This window comes from Shouchella xiaoxiensis (assembly GCF_016907895.1).
GTDB classification, from domain to species: Bacteria; Bacillota; Bacilli; order Bacillales; family Bacillaceae_D; genus Shouchella; species Shouchella xiaoxiensis.
In genome coordinates, this window is sequence record NZ_JAFBCV010000018.1 from 20221 (window position 1) to 35643 (window position 15423).

Sequence of the window (15423 nt, forward strand, 5' to 3'; positions counted from 1 at the left end):
TTGATTTACTCATTTGATTTACTCATGAAATCAGTCGTAATCCAGTCAACTAATGCTTGAGTTGATCTTAAAAAAGGTGGTTGCTGATCTGGTCTTAAGTCCTTGGCAAATTGCATGGCCTGCGGGAGAATGAGGTTCGACTGTGTTAGAATCGATTCGACTTTACCTACTTCACGTACTGTTCCTTCATGCATATGAATGCAATAATCGGCGTAACCTGCGACGTCTTCCATTGAGTGGGAAACCATCCAAATACTTGCCTGATTGGTTTGTTTGTACTTCATGAATAAGTCCATCATTTCGATCCGTGAAACAGGATCCAAACCAGCACCTGGTTCATCTAAAATCAGTAGCTTGGGACGTAAGATTAGAACTGAAGCAATTGCCACTCTTCTTTGTTGGCCCCCTGATAAATGAAAAGGTGATCGTGATTGCAATTCTTTATCTAAGCCCGTTTCGTCCATTACATGATTGATTCGTTTATCTATCTCTACTGAGGGCAACCCTAACCATTGCAGACTATATCCAATCTCTTCTTTAACCGTGTCGGCAAATAATTGATCTTCTGGATATTGAAACAGATAACCAATGTCTCGCTTTACACTAGCTCGCTGTTTTTTTTTAGCGGAAACCTTGAATCCACCGACAGTGACTTCTCCACTAGTCGGGACGAGAAGCCCATTTAAATGTTGCACAAGTGTTGATTTTCCTGAACCTGTCTCGCCAATGACGGCAACTGTTTGGTTAGCAGGAATTTCAAACGTTACATCATTTAAACCAACAATCTTATCCTGCCCCACTGCTTCGTAATGAAAGTTTACCTGTTTAAACGATACGTCCATAATAACTGCAGTAGCTCCTTATTTGAAAAAGCATGGCTTACGTTAACGTCAATCCCCTTATTTTCGAGAAGATCGACTAGTTCATATTGAAACGGCTTAACAAGACCTAGTTCGTGTAAATAGTCTTTATTTGAAAACAATTGATGTGGAGAACCATCATAGATCAGTTTTCCACCTACTAAGCCCAACACTCGATCTGAAGATAGAATCTCTTCAACATCGTGAGTTATAGAAATAATCGCATGCCCCTCTGAATGAAACTGACCAATGTGTTTTTGTACGATTTTTCGGCCCACTGGATCTAGCATAGAACAAGCTTCATCTAATAACAGCAGCTTAGGTTCTAACACAAGCAAGCCTGTAAGCGCAACTCGCTGTTTTTGTCCGCCAGAAAGCTCGTTTATGTTGCGCTTTAATAAGTGAGAAACACCCAATTTTTGAGCATAATGCGCAATTCTATTCGTAATCTCGTCCCTTTCAACACAAGCATTTTCTAAGCCAAACGCTACATCATCCTCAACGATCGTAGAAACTGCTTGATTATCTGGGTTTTGAAATAACATACCGATGTCTTCTCTTGAAAAAGGAGATTCGTACACGATCTGTCCTTCACTCGGTGTCAATAACCCTTTCAACACTCGTGCCAATGTTGATTTTCCTGATCCATTTCTGCCAACTACGGCAATCCGTTCCCCTCTTTTTACAGAGAAAAATAGATTTGTTAAGACAGGTGACATGTTAGTTTGATAGCGATAGATGACGTTTTGCAACGAAAGCAAGGACAGCTACCCCCTTTTTGGATAACAAAAAAGGGCATAGAGTGAAGAAGCGTCCTGCTCCCATTATCTCCTGCCCTTAATCGCCGCTTACATGAGCTGATTAAACAAACTCGATGATTGCCATTGGTGCACCGTCTCCACGACGAGGACCAACTTTAAGAATGCGTGTATAGCCACCTTGACGCTCTTCAAAGCGTGGTGCGATATCTGCAAATAACTTCTGAACTGCGTTTTGACCTGACTCTTCGTCAGCTGTTTCGTTACGTACAAAAGCGGCTGCTTGACGACGTGCGTGTAAATCACCACGTTTACCAAGAGTAACCATCTTCTCTACGATCGGACGCAATTCTTTTGCTTTCGCTTCTGTCGTTTCAATGCGCTCATTAATGATAAGATCTGTTGCTAAATCACGCAACAACGCTTTACGTTGTGAGCTCGTACGACCAAGTTTTGCGTATGCCATGCTAATTCCCTCCTTTAAACAAAAAACGATTCCTTATTCTTCGTTGCGAAGCCCGAGACCAAGTTCACCAAGCTTCTCTTGTACTTCTTCCAATGACTTACGTCCAAGATTACGGACTTTCATCATGTCTTCTTCTGTTTTATGCGTTAATTCTTGAACCGTATTGATTCCAGCACGCTTTAAACAATTATAAGAGCGAACAGATAAATCAAGCTCTTCGATCGTCATCTCCAAGACTTTCTCTTTCTGATCTTCTTCTTTTTCAACCATGATTTCCGCATTTTGTGCTTGATCCGTTAAGCCCACGAAAATATTTAAGTGCTCCGTAAGGATTTTCGCACCAAGAGAAACTGCTTCTTCTGGGCGCGTACTTCCATCGGTCCACACATCAAGGGTTAGTTTATCATAGTTTGTGACTTGCCCAACACGTGTATTTTCTACTTGATAGTTCACACGTGCTACCGGTGTATAGATCGAGTCAATCGGAAGAACGCCTATAGGCTGATCATCGCTTTTGTTGCCCTCGGCAAGAATATAGCCACGACCTCGTTTCGCCTGCAGACGCATGTGGAAAGATGCTCCTTTTGTAAGCGTAGCGATATGAAGCTCAGGATTTAATACTTCTACGTCACTATCATGAGTCAAGTCTCCAGCTGTAACAATGCCTTCACCTTGAACATCAATTTCTAGCGTTTTTTCATCGTCTGAATAAATCTTCAAAGCTAGCTTTTTCAAGTTCAAGATAATGGTTGTAACATCTTCCACTACGCCTTCAATTGTTGAAAACTCGTGTAGGACACCATCAATTTGAACCGTTGAAACTGCTGCACCAGGAAGCGATGATAGTAGAATGCGACGCAAGGAGTTTCCTAGTGTTGTTCCATAACCACGTTCGAGCGGCTCAACGACAAACTTGCCGTATCTTGCATCTTCGCTTACCTCAACCGTCTCAATATTCGGCTTTTCAATTTCAATCATTAAACAAACCCTCCTTCAAAACGTCGAACTCCGGCAAACACAAGGATTGCCCAAAGGGGCTCCTTTTGGACTTCCCATGAGCAATGCCTATTGGTCTTACCTTCATTGTTTAATAGATCTCGTCTTATCCATTATAGACAGTAGTAGGAAATCTATACAATGACTGAATCTCTTATACTCTGCGACGTTTCGGCGGACGGCAACCATTATGAGGAACTGGAGTAACATCTTTAATCATGTTAACTTCAAGACCTACTGCTTGCAATGAACGGATAGCCGCTTCACGACCAGCTCCTGGACCTTTAACTGATACTTCGATTACTTTCATACCATGTTCCATTGCTGTTTTAGCAGCTGATTCAGCAGCCATTTGCGCAGCAAACGGAGTAGACTTACGAGAACCTTTAAATCCAAGCGCACCAGCACTTGCCCAAGAAATCGCATTGCCATGTGTATCCGTAATCGTCACAATCGTATTGTTAAAGGTAGAGCGGATGTGCGCCATACCCGTGTCAATATTCTTCTTTTGACGACGCTTTGGACGAGTATTCGTTTTCTTAGCCATGTTTTCAATTCCCTCCTATCTATTTTTTCTTGTTAGCTACTGTACGTTTAGGACCTTTACGCGTACGAGCATTGTTTTTAGAGTTTTGACCACGAACTGGTAAACCACGACGGTGGCGAATACCACGGTAGCTTCCAATCTCAATTAAACGTTTAATATTTAGGGACACTTCACGACGAAGGTCTCCTTCAACTTGATACGCTTCAACAGTCTCACGGATACGACCTAACTCTTCTTCTGTTAAGTCACGAACGCGTGTGTTTTGGTCAATCCCAGCAGTTTCAAGAATTTTAGCTGCTGTTGATTTACCAATGCCAAATACGTAAGTAAGTGAGATTACAACGCGCTTATCGCGTGGAATGTCTACACCTGCAACACGTGCCATAGGCTTGGCACCTCCTTATCGTTTAACCTTGTTTTTGTTTATGTTTCGGGTTTTCGCAAATTACCATTACGTTGCCTTTTCGACGAATAACCTTACATTTTTCACAGATCGGTTTAACCGACGGTCTTACCTTCATAGTATAAACCTCCTTATATACGGAGAGTGTTTTTATTTATAACGATACGTAATTCGTCCGCGTGTTAGATCGTAAGGAGAAAGTTCGATTGTTACTTTATCCCCAGGTAAAATGCGGATAAAATGCATACGAATTTTTCCTGATACATGCGCAAGAATTTTATGGCCGTTTTCAAGTTCAACACGAAACATCGCATTTGGCAACGGCTCAATAACCGTACCTTCTACTTCTATAACGTCTTCTTTTGCCATGAATGGAGTTCCTCCCTTCGACTAGATGCTAACATATCCTGAATGACACAGACAGTCTATCTTACCTGAAAACTCATGCTTTCGTCAAGATTTCATAGCCTGTTTCAGTAATTGCAATCGTATGCTCAAAATGGGCACAGTTTTTCTTATCTACTGTTACTACTGTCCAGTTATCAGAAAGTGTTTTTACATAACGACTTCCTGCATTAATCATCGGTTCAATCGCTAGGACCATTCCCGGTTTAAGCCGTGGACCTTTGCCAGGAGGACCATAATGAGGAATTTGAGGATCCTCATGTAAGTCTTGCCCAACGCCGTGACCAACATACTCTCGAACAACTGAGTATCCAAGAGGCTCTACATGGGTCTGAATCGCATGCGAGATATCTGATAAACGATTTCCCGGACGGGCTTGCTCTAGCCCTTTATATAGAGATTCTTCTGTTGCATCAAGCAACTCTTGGTCTTCTTTCGAAATCGATCCGACTCCATAAGTCCAAGCAGAATCTCCATGGTAGCCATTGTAATAAGCGCCGATATCAAGGCTAATAACATCACCATCTTCAAGCACTCGATTACCAGGAATGCCATGCACTAATTCCTCGTTGACAGAAGCACAGACACTGCCTGTAAAACCGCCGTAGCCGAGAAACGAAGGCGTTGCATCATGAGAACGAATAAACGCTTCAGCAATCGCATCAAGTTCACCAGTTGTAATGCCTGGCTTAATATATGGTTTTAAGTGGGCGTGTGTCAATGCGACAATCTGCCCAGCTTTACGCATAATTTCAAGCTCTCGTTCTGTTTTAATGACAATCATGCATGGGTCTCCGCTAAAAGTGCTTGAATGTCTTTATAAACAACATTAATATCTTGGTCTCCGTCAATGTGCTTTAAGTAGCCTTTGGACTCATAAAAGTCAATTAACGGCTGAGCTTGTTGCTGATTAACTTCAATACGTTTTTTGACCGTTTCCGGCTTATCATCGTCTCGTTGAATTAAGTCACTACCATCCAAATCGCATTTGCCTTCAACCTTTGGAGGGTTATACATCACGTGATACGTTTTACCAGACGATGGAGAAACACGACGTCCCGTCAAGCGCTCAACAAGAAGCTCTTCCGGTACATGAATGTTTATCACATGATCTAACTCGCGCCCAAGTGTGCTTAACAACTCTTCAAGAGCTTCCGCTTGCGCAATTGTACGCGGGAAACCATCCAACAAGAAACCTTTCTCACAATCATCCTGAGAGAGGCGATCTTTTACGATACCAATAGTCACTTCATCAGGGACAAGTCCGCCTGCGTCCATATAAGATTTTGCTTTTAAACCAAGCTCTGTCTCATTTTTAATCGCTGATCTAAACATATCTCCTGTAGAAATGTGTGGAATACCATAGTTATTTACAATTTGTTCAGCCTGAGTACCTTTTCCTACGCCAGGTAAACCCATTAAAATTAAATTCATCTCAATCCCCTTCCTGCAACTCAGCAAAAGACGAACGGGGGTTTTTAAAACCCAATCCGTTCTCTCTTTAATTGATAAATCCTTTATACGATCGTTTTATTAACTGCCCTTCGATTTGTTTCATCGTATCTAATGCTACACCAACGATGATTAACAATCCAGTACCACCAATTTGAACTTGAGGTGGAAGTCCAAGAAGAGCAATAAAGACCACCGGAATGGTTGCAATGGTTGCAAGGAATAATGCACCCACAAACGTTAACCGGTATAAAATTCGCGTAATAAAAGATTGCGTTGCTTGACCAGGACGAATGCCAGGGATATAACCACCTTGTCGTTTCAAGTTATCCGCCATTTTTTCGGGATTCACTTGCACGAACGTATAGAAATAGGTAAACGCAATAATTAGAAGAACAAAGATCGATCCTCCGAACCAGGAACCTGGAACAAAGTTTTCAACGACCCAAGCTGCCCAACCACCGTCTTCAGGACCAACAAACGATGCAATCGTTGATGGAAAATAAAACAGCGCTGAAGCAAAGATAACTGGAATAACACCAGCCGCATTTACTTTAATCGGTAGATGCGTTGATTGTCCTCCAACAGGGCTACGATTCACTACACGTTTCGCATATTGAACAGGAATTTTTCTAAGTGCTTGCTGCACGTAAATTACTCCTATAATAATCAATAAAACGACTAGTGCCAGAAGTGCCACTGTAACGATAGCTAAGAACATTTGGTCTCCAGCTCCCTCTATCTCAGATACATAGAGAGTGTTAACCATGTTCGGTACGCCTGCAGCGATACCAGCAAAGATAATGAGTGAGATTCCATTTCCAACACCGTGTGCCGTAATCTGTTCACCTAACCACATTAGAAAAGCAGTACCTGCAGTAAGTACAATCGCTATATAGAGATACGTCATGACACCTGGATTCTCAATAAGGTCTGGACCTGGTCCTGACATCATTGAGTTAAACCCAATTGACACTGCAATTGCTTGAACAAAACCTAAAACGATCGTTCCATATCGTGTTACCTGTGTTAGCTTTTTTCGACCAGCCTCACCTTGCTTTGCCCACTCCGCGAACTTCGGAACGACATCCAGCTGTAAAAGCTGAACAACGATCGATGCTGTGATATAAGGCATGATCCCCATCGCAAAGATAGAGAAATTACTCAGTGCGCCGCCCCCAAATGTATCTAGAAAACCAAACGCATTTGCTTCGCCAAACAGTAGATCAAGAGCTTCACTGTTCGTACCGGGCACTGGAATAAAAGCTCCCACTCGAAATACGACAAGCATCAAAAGCGTAAAGATGATTTTACGACGTAAATCTCTCACACGGAAGATGTTGGAGATCGCCTTAAACATTAAACCACCTCGGTTGTTCCGCCAGCAGCTTCAATTGCTTTAACTGCAGATGCAGAGAACTTGTTTGCTTTCACAGTCAAGTTTTTATCTAAGCTACCATTTCCAAGCACTTTAATACCGTGTTTTACGTTCTTAACTGCCTTTGTTTCGATAAGAAGTTCCGGAGTTACTTCTGTACCTGCTTCATAGCGATTAAGCACATCAAGACTCACAACAGTGAACTCTTTACGATGAATGTTTGTGAAACCACGTTTCGGTAAACGACGGAATAAAGGATTTTGACCACCTTCAAAGCCGAGGCGTACGCCACCGCCTGAACGTGCTTTTTGACCTTTATGACCTTTACCAGATGTTTTTCCATTACCAGATCCAATTCCGCGACCAACACGATTGCGGACTTTGCGTGAACCTTCTGCTGGTTGTAACTCATGAAGTTTCATGCTTCCTACACCTCCTCGTTGCTAAAAATCATCTATTTACGCGTCAATTTCGTTAACAGTAACTAAGTGCTTCACTTTATTTACCATACCACGAATTGCTACGTTGTCTTCTTGTGTCACTGTTTGGTGCATCTTACGCAATCCAAGTGTATTCACTGTCACGCGTTGATCGCTAGGACGACCGATCAAACTACGTGTAAGGGTGATTTCTAATTTCTTCGCCATCGTAATCCCTCCCTTAACCTAACAGTTCTTCTACGGATTTACCACGTAGTTTAGCAACTTCTTCAGCGCGCTTAAGACTAGTTAAGCCTGAAAGAGTGGCACGAACCATATTGATCGGGTTGCTTGAACCAAGTGATTTAGAAAGAATGTCGCCAACACCAGCAAGATCAAGTACGGCACGTACAGGACCACCAGCGATAACTCCAGTACCTTCTGAAGCAGGTTTAAGCAATACGCGACCTGCACCAAAACGTCCAACTGTTTGGTGAGGAATCGTTGTGTTAACGATTGGTACTTCAATTAAGTTTTTCTTTGCATCTTCAACAGCTTTACGGATTGCTTCAGGAACTTCCTGAGCTTTCCCCATTCCAAAGCCAACGTGACCGTTTTTGTCACCAACAACAACAAGAGCAGCAAAACGGAAGCGACGACCACCTTTTACAACTTTTGCAACACGGTTGATCGTGACGACTTTTTCTTCAAGTTCCAATGTATTTGGATCGATAGAACGCATAAAAGAGTTTCCCTCCTTCTTATTAGAATTTTAGACCAGCTTCACGTGCTGCATCAGCAAGTTCAGCTACACGGCCATGATACAAGTATCCTCCACGGTCAAACACGATTGTATCGTGTCCCGCATCAATCGCACGCTTAGCAACTAATTCGCCAACTTGACGAGCTGCTTCTTTATTCGAACCGTTCTCAACCTTTAACTCTTTATCAAGCGTAGAAGCTTGAGCAAGAGTTACGCCATTTACGTCATCAATAAGTTGAGCATAAATGTGCTTTGAAGAACGGAATACGTTCAAACGTGGACGCTGTGGCGTACCGCTTAAAGAGCGACGTACGTGAGCGTGTCTTTTCTTACGGCCAGTGTTCTTGTTAGGCTTCGTAATCATGAGACGTCATTCCTTTCTTGTCGAAACTAATTATTTACCAGTTTTACCTTCTTTACGACGCACATACTCGCCTTCATAACGAATCCCTTTACCTTTGTAAGGCTCAGGCTTACGTACAGCGCGAATATTTGAAGCTAGTGCTCCAACACGCTCTTTATTAATACCTTTTACGATAACTTTTGTATTAGATGGTACTTCAATTTCAAGTCCGTCTTCAGGAGTAATCTCAACTGGGTGAGAGTAACCTACGTTAAGGACAAGCTTGTTACCAGATTTAGTAGCACGGTAACCGACACCGTTAAGCTCAAGCGCGCGCTCAAATCCTTTTGTCACACCTTCAACCATGTTGTTTACAATCGCACGCATTGTTCCATGAAGAGCACGGTGCTCTTTATGATCAGATGGGCGCTCGAAAGTGACTTCGTTGTTTTCTACGTTCACTTTAATTGCATGGTGAAGTTCACGACTTAACTCACCTTTAGGTCCTTTAACTGTGCAAAGGTTATTATCTAACGTTACTGTAACCCCTTCAGGGATTGTAACAGGTTTTTTACCTACGCGAGACATTCATCTCCACCTCCATTCATTAAAAAGATTTTACCAAACGTAAGCTAATACTTCGCCGCCTACTTGTTGTTTACGAGCTTCTTTATCTGTTAATACACCTTTTGATGTAGAAACAAGTGCGATTCCCAAACCACCAAGTACACGAGGCACCTCAGTTGATTTCGCGTATACGCGTAGACCTGGTTTAGAAATACGTTTTAGTCCTGTGATAACACGTTCATTTGATGTACCGTACTTAAGGAAGATACGGATAACACCTTGTTTATTATCTTCAATGTACTCATAATCGCGTATGAAACCCTCACGTTTAAGAATATCAGCAATTTCCTTTTTCAACATAGAAGCAGGAAGCTCAAGTTTCTCGTGACGTACAAGGTTCGCGTTACGAATACGTGTCAGCATATCTGCAATCGGATCAGTCATGACCATTGTTATTTACCTCCTTCCCAATCGTTTTACCAGCTTGCTTTTTTCACACCAGGAATTTGCCCTTTATAAGCAAGTTCTCTGAAGCAAATACGGCAAAGTTTAAATTTACGCAGCACTGAATGAGGACGGCCGCAACGCTCACAACGTGTATAAGCTTGAACATTATACTTCGGTGTACGTTTCTGTTTTGCAATCATTGATTTTTTTGCCAACGTGTTCCCTCCTCTTCTTTAAGAGATTATTTTTGGAACGGCATGCCTACTTGAGTAAGTAATTCACGCGCTTCTTCGTCTGTTTGTGCAGTTGTAACAATTACGATATCCATACCACGAACTTTATCAACTTTATCGTAGTCGATTTCTGGGAAAATCAATTGCTCTTTAACACCAAGAGTATAATTCCCACGTCCGTCAAATGCTTTTTTTGATACACCACGGAAATCACGTACACGTGGCAATGATACAGAAACCAATTTATCTAGAAAATCATACATACGCTCTCCGCGCAAAGTTACTTTAGCGCCGATCGGCATACCTTCACGTAGTTTGAACCCAGCAATTGATTTCTTAGCTTTTGTAACAACAGGTTTTTGACCTGTGATTGACTGAAGTTCTTCAACCGCTTTATCTAATACTTTAGCGTTTTGAACAGCTTCACCAACACCCATGTTTACAACGATTTTTTCAATCTTTGGCACAGCCATAGAAGATGAATAATTGAATTTCTCAGTAAGAGAAGAAACAATTTCGCTTTGATATTTCTCTTTCAAACGGTTCATTATATGGTCCTCCTTTCACACAACTGACTACTTAATAACTTCGCCAGATTTTTAGCTACACGTACTTTTTTACCATCTTCATCTTTATATCCAACACGCGTGCGTTCACCTGTTTTAGGATCAACAAGCATAACGTTTGAAGAATGAATTGGTGCTTCTTGGTTTAAGATTCCACCTTGTGGATTATCTTGTGATGGCTTCGCATGTTTTTTCATCATGTTAACACCTTCAACAAGTACACGGCTTTTCTTAGGGAAAGCTTCTAGAATCGTACCTTGCTTCCCTTTATCTTTGCCAGCAATGACAATAACTGTATCGCCTTTTTTGACATGCATCGATTTGCACCTCCCTGAGCTTTTGATTGATCTCTTTTCTTTCCTTAAAGAACCTCAGGAGCAAGAGAAACAATTTTCATGAACTGGTTGTCACGAAGTTCACGTGCAACTGGTCCGAAAATACGAGTTCCGCGTGGGCTTTTATCGTCACGTACGATTACAGCAGCATTCTCGTCAAACTTGATGTAAGAACCATCATTACGGCGAACGCCACTCTTAGAACGAACGATTACAGCTCGAACAACGTCACCTTTCTTAACAACGCCACCTGGTGTTGCTTGTTTTACCGAGCAAACAATAACATCACCAATGTTAGCAGTTTTACGACCTGAGCCACCTAATACTTTAATACACAAAACTTCACGTGCACCAGAGTTATCAGCAACTTTTAAACGGCTTTCTTGTTGGATCATACCGTGTTACCTCCTTTCACCAGTAGCCTTATTAAATAATAATCGCTTCTTCTACAACTTCTACTAAGCGAAAACGTTTGTCTTTAGATAAAGGGCGAGTTTCCATAATGCGAACGATATCGCCTTCTTTAGCTGTATTCTGTTCATCATGTGCTTTAAGCTTTTTAGAGTACTTTACACGTTTACCATACAAGCGATCTTTTTTATATGTTTCAACAAGAACTGAAATGGTTTTATCCATTTTGTCAGATACGACACGACCTTGGTAAACTTTACGATTGTTGCGCTCCATGCAGCAAACCTCCTTTTTTAGCCGTTGTTAATTCCGAGCTCACGCTCACGCAATACAGTTTTAGCACGTGCAATTCCTTTACGGACTTCACGGATTTGAACTGGATTTTCAAGTTGTCCAGTCGCTAGTTGAAAGCGTAGGTTAAAAAGCTCTTCTTTAAGAGATTGCGTTTTCTGTTCGATTTCAGCAGTGGTTAAGTTGCGGATATCAGTTGCTTTCATTTGAGTCACCACCCACTTCTTCACGTTTTACAAACTTACATTTAATCGGTAATTTATGAGCAGCAAGACGCAATGCTTCACGCGCTACTTCCTCAGAAACACCAGAGATTTCAAACATAATCTTTCCAGGTTTTACGACGGCAACCCAACCTTCAGGAGCACCTTTACCTGAACCCATTCGAACTTCAAGTGGCTTAGCAGTGTATGGCTTAGATGGGAAGATCTTAATCCATACTTTACCTCCACGTTTCATGTAACGAGTCATTGCAATACGAGCAGATTCGATTTGACGGTTTGTGATCCACGAAGCTTCTAGAGCTTGTAAACCATACTCACCGAAGTGAACTTCTGTACCGCCTTTTGCACGACCACGCATCTTTCCGCGATGTTCGCGACGATATTTTACACGTTTAGGCATTAACATGATTAGTTGCCTCCTTCCTCTTTGTTCGTTCCTTTCGTTGGAAGGACTTCACCACGATAAATCCAGATCTTAACTCCAATTTTACCGTATGTTGTATCAGCTTCAGCAGTACCGTAATCGATATCAGCACGAAGTGTGTGAAGTGGAACAGTTCCTTCGCTATAATGCTCAGCACGAGCGATATCCGCGCCACCTAGGCGACCAGATACTTGTGTTTTAATTCCTTTAGCGCCAGAACGCATTGTGCGTTGAATAGCTTGCTTCATTGCACGACGGAAAGAAATACGATTTTCTAATTGACGAGCGATATTTTCTGCAACAAGTTTCGCATCCATATCAGCTAATTTAATTTCGGAAATATTAATGTGCACGCGTTTACCTGTAAGATCATTAAGTGACTTACGAAGTGCTTCTACTTCTGAACCGCCTTTTCCGATCACCATTCCTGGCTTGGCAGTAGAGATTGTGATATTCACACGGTTTGCAGCGCGTTCGATTTCTACTTTAGACACAGATGCGTCTTTTAGACGACCTTCAACATGCTCACGAATCGCGATGTCTTCATGTAGTAGATCAGCATAGTCTTTTTTGCTAGCGAACCACTTAGAATCCCAATCACGAATGACGCCGACACGTAGTCCGATCGGATTTACTTTTTGACCCATGTGTTATCCCTCCTTCTTTTCTGTTACAACCAATGTAATGTGACTCGTACGTTTGTTAATCCGGCTAGCACGACCTTGTGCACGCGGACGGAAACGTTTAAGAGTTACGCCTTCATCAACGAAAGCTTCTGAAATAACGAGATTATTAGGCTCCATTTCGTAGTTGTGCTCTGCATTCGCAATTGCTGAATTTAGAAGCTTTTCAACTACAGGAGAAGCTGACTTAGGTGTGTGCTTCAAGATAGCAATTGCTTCACCGACTTGTTTACCACGAATAAGATCGATTACAAGACGGACTTTACGAGGCGCAATGCGAACTTGTTTCGCAACAGCTTTAGCTTGTTCCATGAGAGTTGTCCTCCTTTCTTACTTAACGTCTTGTTTTCTTATCAGCGGCATGCCCTTTATACGTACGTGTAGGAGCAAATTCGCCAAGTTTGTGACCAACCATATCTTCAGAAACATATACCGGTACGTGTTTGCGACCATCATATACAGCAAACGTGTGGCCAATAAAGTCAGGGAAGATTGTAGAACGACGAGACCAAGTCTTAACAACTTTCTTGTCGTTTGTTTCGTTTAACGCTTCAACTTTCTTCATCAAATGATCATCGACGAAAGGTCCTTTTTTCAAACTGCGGCCCATGTGAGTGCCTCCCTTCGAGATTCGACCACGGTTCTAAACGAGAACCGTAGGCAAACCACGTTATTTTTTGCGACGACGGACAATATACTTGTCTGAGTGCTTGTTTTTCTTACGTGTTTTAAATCCAAGAGTAGGTTTACCCCAAGGTGACATTGGTGACGGACGACCGATAGGTGCTTTACCTTCACCACCACCGTGTGGGTGATCATTCGGGTTCATTACAGAACCACGTACAGTTGGACGAATACCTTTCCAACGTGAGCGACCAGCTTTACCGATGTTGATTAACTCATGCTCAACATTCCCAACTTGACCAATTGTTGCACGACAAGTAGAAAGAATGTAGCGAGTTTCTCCAGAATTTAAACGAACAAGTACGTATTGACCTTCTTTACCAAGAAGTTGAGCTTCCGTACCAGCAGAACGCACTAACTGTCCGCCTTTTCCTGGACGAAGTTCAATATTATGAATAACAGTACCTACAGGAATATTAATTAGTGGTAACGCATTACCTGTTTTAATATCCGCTTCTGCTCCAGATTCAATAACAGTACCAACTGTAAGACCTTTTGGAGCAAGAATGTAGCGTTTTTCACCATCAGCATAATGAATCAATGCGATATTAGCAGAACGGTTTGGATCATACTCAACCGTAGCAACGCGTCCTGGAATTCCATCTTTATTACGTTTGAAGTCAATAATACGATATTGACGTTTGTGTCCGCCACCTTGATGACGTACAGTTAAACGACCTTGGTTGTTACGTCCACCTTTTTTGTGTAAAGGGGCAAGTAACGACTTTTCAGGCTTGTCAGTCGTTAACTCAGCGAAATCAGATCCGCTCATATTACGACGACCGGCACTGGTCGGTTTATACTTTTTGATAGCCATGTGTGATTCCCTCCTTCTCTAATTAATTACGCTTCAAAGAAGTCTAGTTCTTTGCTGTCAGCAGTTAGTTGTACAAATGCTTTTTTGCGCTTAGGAGTAAGTCCAGTATAACGTCCGAAACGCTTGGATTTACCTTTATAATTTACAGTATTAACGCTGTCGACTTTCACTTCAAAGATCTCTTCAATTGCATCTTTGATTTGTGTTTTGTTCGCACGAACGTCAACATCAAAAGTATACTTTTTGTTCTCCATTAAGTCAGCAGTTTTCTCAGTGATGACAGGGCGCTTAATGATATCACGTGCGTTTGACATTACGCAAGCACCTCCTCTACCTTTTCGACTGCGTCTTTAGTGATGATAAGCTTATCATGCTTAAGCACATCAAGAACGTTTACGCTGTCGGCTGTAAGGAAAGTAATACCCGGTAAGTTACGTGTAGACAAAGCAACATTTTCATTGTAATCAGCTGTTACAACAAGAGCTTTAGAATCTACTGAAAGACTTACTAGTACTTCCTTCATTGTTTTTGTTTTAATTGCATCAAAAGAAAGAGAGTCAAGAACAACTAATTCAGAACCTTGTACTTTAGAAGACAATGCTGATTTAATTGCAAGACGACGTACCTTCTTAGGAAGTTTGAAACTGTAGCTACGTGGTGTTGGTCCAAATACTACTCCACCGCCAACCCATTGTGGTGAACGGATCGAACCTTGACGCGCACGTCCAGTTCCTTTTTGACGCCATGGCTTTCTTCCACCGCCACGAACTTCAGAACGACCTTTAGTTTTATGTGTACCTTGACGAAGTGAAGCTTGTTGCATGACTACAGCATCGTGAAGAACACTTTTATTTGGTTCAATACCAAACACTGCATCAGCAAGTTCAATATCTCCAACTTCAGAACCTGTTTGGTTAAAAACTGTTACTTTCGGCATTCGAATGGCCTCCT

The 15423-nt window shown here is 42.0% G+C and carries 30 protein-coding genes; all 30 read right to left on the minus strand.

Annotation, left to right across the window (positions count from 1 at the left end):
• Positions 1-5: 5 nt before the first annotated feature.
• The 30 genes from JOC54_RS20190 to rplD all read right to left on the minus strand — a co-directional run bounded on the left by JOC54_RS20190 (position 6) and on the right by rplD (position 15409).
• A complete protein-coding gene (locus tag JOC54_RS20190) occupies positions 6-842 on the minus strand; it encodes an ATP-binding cassette domain-containing protein (protein ID WP_204468751.1) in 837 nt (278 codons plus the stop codon).
• Positions 818-1621: an ATP-binding cassette domain-containing protein gene (locus JOC54_RS20195; RefSeq protein ID WP_204468753.1), complete on the minus strand. Its 804-nt coding sequence runs from the start codon at positions 1619-1621 to the stop codon at positions 818-820. Before JOC54_RS20195 ends, JOC54_RS20190 begins: the two co-directional genes overlap by 25 nt.
• 100 nt (positions 1622-1721) lie before the next feature.
• Complete coding sequence (gene rplQ, locus JOC54_RS20200) at positions 1722-2084, minus strand: 50S ribosomal protein L17 (protein WP_035421349.1); 363 nt, start codon at positions 2082-2084, stop codon at positions 1722-1724.
• Between the two features lie 33 nt (positions 2085-2117).
• Entirely contained in the window at positions 2118-3062 is a 945-nt protein-coding gene (locus JOC54_RS20205; RefSeq protein WP_035421348.1) for a DNA-directed RNA polymerase subunit alpha, read from the minus strand.
• Between the two features lie 172 nt (positions 3063-3234).
• Entirely contained in the window at positions 3235-3627 is a 393-nt protein-coding gene (gene rpsK, locus JOC54_RS20210; protein ID WP_035441578.1) for a 30S ribosomal protein S11, read from the minus strand.
• Between the two features lie 19 nt (positions 3628-3646).
• Positions 3647-4012 (minus strand): 30S ribosomal protein S13, encoded by a 366-nt coding sequence (gene rpsM / locus JOC54_RS20215; protein ID WP_035421344.1) that lies wholly within the window; start codon positions 4010-4012, stop codon positions 3647-3649.
• Between the two features lie 22 nt (positions 4013-4034).
• Positions 4035-4148: a 50S ribosomal protein L36 gene (gene rpmJ / locus JOC54_RS20220; protein WP_003333770.1), complete on the minus strand. Its 114-nt coding sequence runs from the start codon at positions 4146-4148 to the stop codon at positions 4035-4037.
• 32 nt (positions 4149-4180) lie between these two features.
• Positions 4181-4399, minus strand: a complete 219-nt coding sequence (gene infA, locus JOC54_RS20225) for a translation initiation factor IF-1 (protein ID WP_035395681.1) — start codon at positions 4397-4399, stop codon at positions 4181-4183.
• Positions 4400-4472: 73 nt separating this feature from the next.
• A complete protein-coding gene (gene map / locus JOC54_RS20230) occupies positions 4473-5219 on the minus strand; it encodes a type I methionyl aminopeptidase (RefSeq protein WP_204468756.1) in 747 nt (248 codons plus the stop codon).
• On the minus strand, positions 5216-5869 hold the full coding sequence (locus JOC54_RS20235; protein WP_035421341.1) for an adenylate kinase: 654 nt from the start codon (positions 5867-5869) through the stop codon (positions 5216-5218). Before JOC54_RS20235 ends, map begins: the two co-directional genes overlap by 4 nt.
• A 67-nt stretch (positions 5870-5936) precedes the next feature.
• A complete protein-coding gene (gene secY, locus JOC54_RS20240) occupies positions 5937-7247 on the minus strand; it encodes a preprotein translocase subunit SecY (protein ID WP_204468758.1) in 1311 nt (436 codons plus the stop codon).
• Positions 7247-7687, minus strand: coding sequence for a 50S ribosomal protein L15 (gene rplO, locus JOC54_RS20245; protein WP_035421339.1), 441 nt, complete (start codon positions 7685-7687; stop codon positions 7247-7249). The genes secY and rplO overlap by 1 nt, the downstream gene beginning before the upstream one ends.
• A 36-nt stretch (positions 7688-7723) precedes the next feature.
• Complete coding sequence (gene rpmD / locus JOC54_RS20250; protein WP_035421338.1) at positions 7724-7912, minus strand: 50S ribosomal protein L30; 189 nt, start codon at positions 7910-7912, stop codon at positions 7724-7726.
• 13 nt (positions 7913-7925) lie between these two features.
• Positions 7926-8426 (minus strand): 30S ribosomal protein S5, encoded by a 501-nt coding sequence (gene rpsE / locus JOC54_RS20255; protein ID WP_035421336.1) that lies wholly within the window; start codon positions 8424-8426, stop codon positions 7926-7928.
• 22 nt (positions 8427-8448) lie between these two features.
• Complete coding sequence (gene rplR / locus JOC54_RS20260) at positions 8449-8811, minus strand: 50S ribosomal protein L18 (RefSeq protein ID WP_035421334.1); 363 nt, start codon at positions 8809-8811, stop codon at positions 8449-8451.
• Between the two features lie 30 nt (positions 8812-8841).
• On the minus strand, positions 8842-9378 hold the full coding sequence (gene rplF / locus JOC54_RS20265; protein ID WP_204468761.1) for a 50S ribosomal protein L6: 537 nt from the start codon (positions 9376-9378) through the stop codon (positions 8842-8844).
• A gap of 30 nt (positions 9379-9408) precedes the next feature.
• A complete protein-coding gene (rpsH, locus tag JOC54_RS20270; protein WP_035421329.1) occupies positions 9409-9807 on the minus strand; it encodes a 30S ribosomal protein S8 in 399 nt (132 codons plus the stop codon).
• A 26-nt stretch (positions 9808-9833) separates the two neighbouring features.
• Positions 9834-10019, minus strand: coding sequence for a type Z 30S ribosomal protein S14 (locus JOC54_RS20275; RefSeq protein WP_011245027.1), 186 nt, complete (start codon positions 10017-10019; stop codon positions 9834-9836).
• Positions 10020-10045: 26 nt separating this feature from the next.
• Entirely contained in the window at positions 10046-10585 is a 540-nt protein-coding gene (gene rplE, locus JOC54_RS20280) for a 50S ribosomal protein L5 (RefSeq protein WP_035421327.1), read from the minus strand.
• Positions 10585-10920 (minus strand): 50S ribosomal protein L24, encoded by a 336-nt coding sequence (gene rplX, locus JOC54_RS20285; protein WP_204468763.1) that lies wholly within the window; start codon positions 10918-10920, stop codon positions 10585-10587. The genes rplE and rplX overlap by 1 nt, the downstream gene beginning before the upstream one ends.
• A gap of 44 nt (positions 10921-10964) precedes the next feature.
• The gene (rplN, locus tag JOC54_RS20290; RefSeq protein WP_035421323.1) at positions 10965-11333 is read right to left on the minus strand and encodes a 50S ribosomal protein L14; all 369 of its coding nucleotides are present in this window, start codon (positions 11331-11333) and stop codon (positions 10965-10967) included.
• A gap of 31 nt (positions 11334-11364) precedes the next feature.
• A complete protein-coding gene (gene rpsQ / locus JOC54_RS20295; RefSeq protein WP_035421321.1) occupies positions 11365-11625 on the minus strand; it encodes a 30S ribosomal protein S17 in 261 nt (86 codons plus the stop codon).
• A 17-nt stretch (positions 11626-11642) separates the two neighbouring features.
• On the minus strand, positions 11643-11846 hold the full coding sequence (gene rpmC, locus JOC54_RS20300; protein ID WP_035421319.1) for a 50S ribosomal protein L29: 204 nt from the start codon (positions 11844-11846) through the stop codon (positions 11643-11645).
• On the minus strand, positions 11833-12270 hold the full coding sequence (gene rplP, locus JOC54_RS20305; protein WP_035421318.1) for a 50S ribosomal protein L16: 438 nt from the start codon (positions 12268-12270) through the stop codon (positions 11833-11835). The genes rpmC and rplP overlap by 14 nt, the downstream gene beginning before the upstream one ends.
• A gap of 2 nt (positions 12271-12272) precedes the next feature.
• A complete protein-coding gene (rpsC, locus tag JOC54_RS20310; RefSeq protein WP_035421316.1) occupies positions 12273-12935 on the minus strand; it encodes a 30S ribosomal protein S3 in 663 nt (220 codons plus the stop codon).
• Positions 12936-12938: 3 nt separating this feature from the next.
• Positions 12939-13283 carry a 50S ribosomal protein L22 gene (rplV, locus tag JOC54_RS20315; RefSeq protein ID WP_035421314.1) on the minus strand — a complete coding sequence of 115 codons (345 nt, stop codon included), beginning with the start codon at positions 13281-13283 and terminating at the stop codon, positions 12939-12941.
• A 22-nt stretch (positions 13284-13305) separates the two neighbouring features.
• Positions 13306-13581: a 30S ribosomal protein S19 gene (rpsS, locus tag JOC54_RS20320; protein WP_035421312.1), complete on the minus strand. Its 276-nt coding sequence runs from the start codon at positions 13579-13581 to the stop codon at positions 13306-13308.
• Between the two features lie 60 nt (positions 13582-13641).
• Positions 13642-14472 carry a 50S ribosomal protein L2 gene (gene rplB / locus JOC54_RS20325; protein ID WP_035421311.1) on the minus strand — a complete coding sequence of 277 codons (831 nt, stop codon included), beginning with the start codon at positions 14470-14472 and terminating at the stop codon, positions 13642-13644.
• Between the two features lie 26 nt (positions 14473-14498).
• Entirely contained in the window at positions 14499-14786 is a 288-nt protein-coding gene (gene rplW / locus JOC54_RS20330) for a 50S ribosomal protein L23 (RefSeq protein ID WP_054794834.1), read from the minus strand.
• Positions 14786-15409: a 50S ribosomal protein L4 gene (gene rplD, locus JOC54_RS20335; protein ID WP_035421309.1), complete on the minus strand. Its 624-nt coding sequence runs from the start codon at positions 15407-15409 to the stop codon at positions 14786-14788. Before rplD ends, rplW begins: the two co-directional genes overlap by 1 nt.
• Positions 15410-15423 lie beyond the last annotated feature (14 nt).

Coding starts and splice junctions, on each gene's coding strand:
- JOC54_RS20190 (WP_204468751.1), bottom strand. CDS start 842: ATGGACGTATCGTTTAAACAGGTAAACTTTCATTACGAAGCAGTGGGG.
- rplQ (WP_035421349.1), bottom strand. CDS start 2,084: ATGGCATACGCAAAACTTGGTCGTACGAGCTCACAACGTAAAGCGTTG.
- JOC54_RS20205 (WP_035421348.1), bottom strand. CDS start 3,062: ATGATTGAAATTGAAAAGCCGAATATTGAGACGGTTGAGGTAAGCGAA.
- rpsK (WP_035441578.1), bottom strand. CDS start 3,627: ATGGCTAAGAAAACGAATACTCGTCCAAAGCGTCGTCAAAAGAAGAAT.
- rpsM (WP_035421344.1), bottom strand. CDS start 4,012: ATGGCACGTGTTGCAGGTGTAGACATTCCACGCGATAAGCGCGTTGTA.
- rpmJ (WP_003333770.1), bottom strand. CDS start 4,148: ATGAAGGTAAGACCGTCGGTTAAACCGATCTGTGAAAAATGTAAGGTT.
- infA (WP_035395681.1), bottom strand. CDS start 4,399: ATGGCAAAAGAAGACGTTATAGAAGTAGAAGGTACGGTTATTGAGCCG.
- map (WP_204468756.1), bottom strand. CDS start 5,219: ATGATTGTCATTAAAACAGAACGAGAGCTTGAAATTATGCGTAAAGCT.
- JOC54_RS20235 (WP_035421341.1), bottom strand. CDS start 5,869: ATGAATTTAATTTTAATGGGTTTACCTGGCGTAGGAAAAGGTACTCAG.
- secY (WP_204468758.1), bottom strand. CDS start 7,247: ATGTTTAAGGCGATCTCCAACATCTTCCGTGTGAGAGATTTACGTCGT.
- rplO (WP_035421339.1), bottom strand. CDS start 7,687: ATGAAACTTCATGAGTTACAACCAGCAGAAGGTTCACGCAAAGTCCGC.
- rpmD (WP_035421338.1), bottom strand. CDS start 7,912: ATGGCGAAGAAATTAGAAATCACCCTTACACGTAGTTTGATCGGTCGT.
- rpsE (WP_035421336.1), bottom strand. CDS start 8,426: ATGCGTTCTATCGATCCAAATACATTGGAACTTGAAGAAAAAGTCGTC.
- rplR (WP_035421334.1), bottom strand. CDS start 8,811: ATGATTACGAAGCCTAACAAGAACACTGGCCGTAAGAAAAGACACGCT.
- rplF (WP_204468761.1), bottom strand. CDS start 9,378: ATGTCTCGCGTAGGTAAAAAACCTGTTACAATCCCTGAAGGGGTTACA.
- rpsH (WP_035421329.1), bottom strand. CDS start 9,807: ATGGTCATGACTGATCCGATTGCAGATATGCTGACACGTATTCGTAAC.
- rplE (WP_035421327.1), bottom strand. CDS start 10,585: ATGAACCGTTTGAAAGAGAAATATCAAAGCGAAATTGTTTCTTCTCTT.
- rplX (WP_204468763.1), bottom strand. CDS start 10,920: ATGCATGTCAAAAAAGGCGATACAGTTATTGTCATTGCTGGCAAAGAT.
- rplN (WP_035421323.1), bottom strand. CDS start 11,333: ATGATCCAACAAGAAAGCCGTTTAAAAGTTGCTGATAACTCTGGTGCA.
- rpsQ (WP_035421321.1), bottom strand. CDS start 11,625: ATGGAGCGCAACAATCGTAAAGTTTACCAAGGTCGTGTCGTATCTGAC.
- rpmC (WP_035421319.1), bottom strand. CDS start 11,846: ATGAAAGCAACTGATATCCGCAACTTAACCACTGCTGAAATCGAACAG.
- rplP (WP_035421318.1), bottom strand. CDS start 12,270: ATGTTAATGCCTAAACGTGTAAAATATCGTCGCGAACATCGCGGAAAG.
- rpsC (WP_035421316.1), bottom strand. CDS start 12,935: ATGGGTCAAAAAGTAAATCCGATCGGACTACGTGTCGGCGTCATTCGT.
- rplV (WP_035421314.1), bottom strand. CDS start 13,283: ATGGAACAAGCTAAAGCTGTTGCGAAACAAGTTCGCATTGCGCCTCGT.
- rpsS (WP_035421312.1), bottom strand. CDS start 13,581: ATGGGCCGCAGTTTGAAAAAAGGACCTTTCGTCGATGATCATTTGATG.
- rplB (WP_035421311.1), bottom strand. CDS start 14,472: ATGGCTATCAAAAAGTATAAACCGACCAGTGCCGGTCGTCGTAATATG.
- rplW (WP_054794834.1), bottom strand. CDS start 14,786: ATGTCAAACGCACGTGATATCATTAAGCGCCCTGTCATCACTGAGAAA.
- rplD (WP_035421309.1), bottom strand. CDS start 15,409: ATGCCGAAAGTAACAGTTTTTAACCAAACAGGTTCTGAAGTTGGAGAT.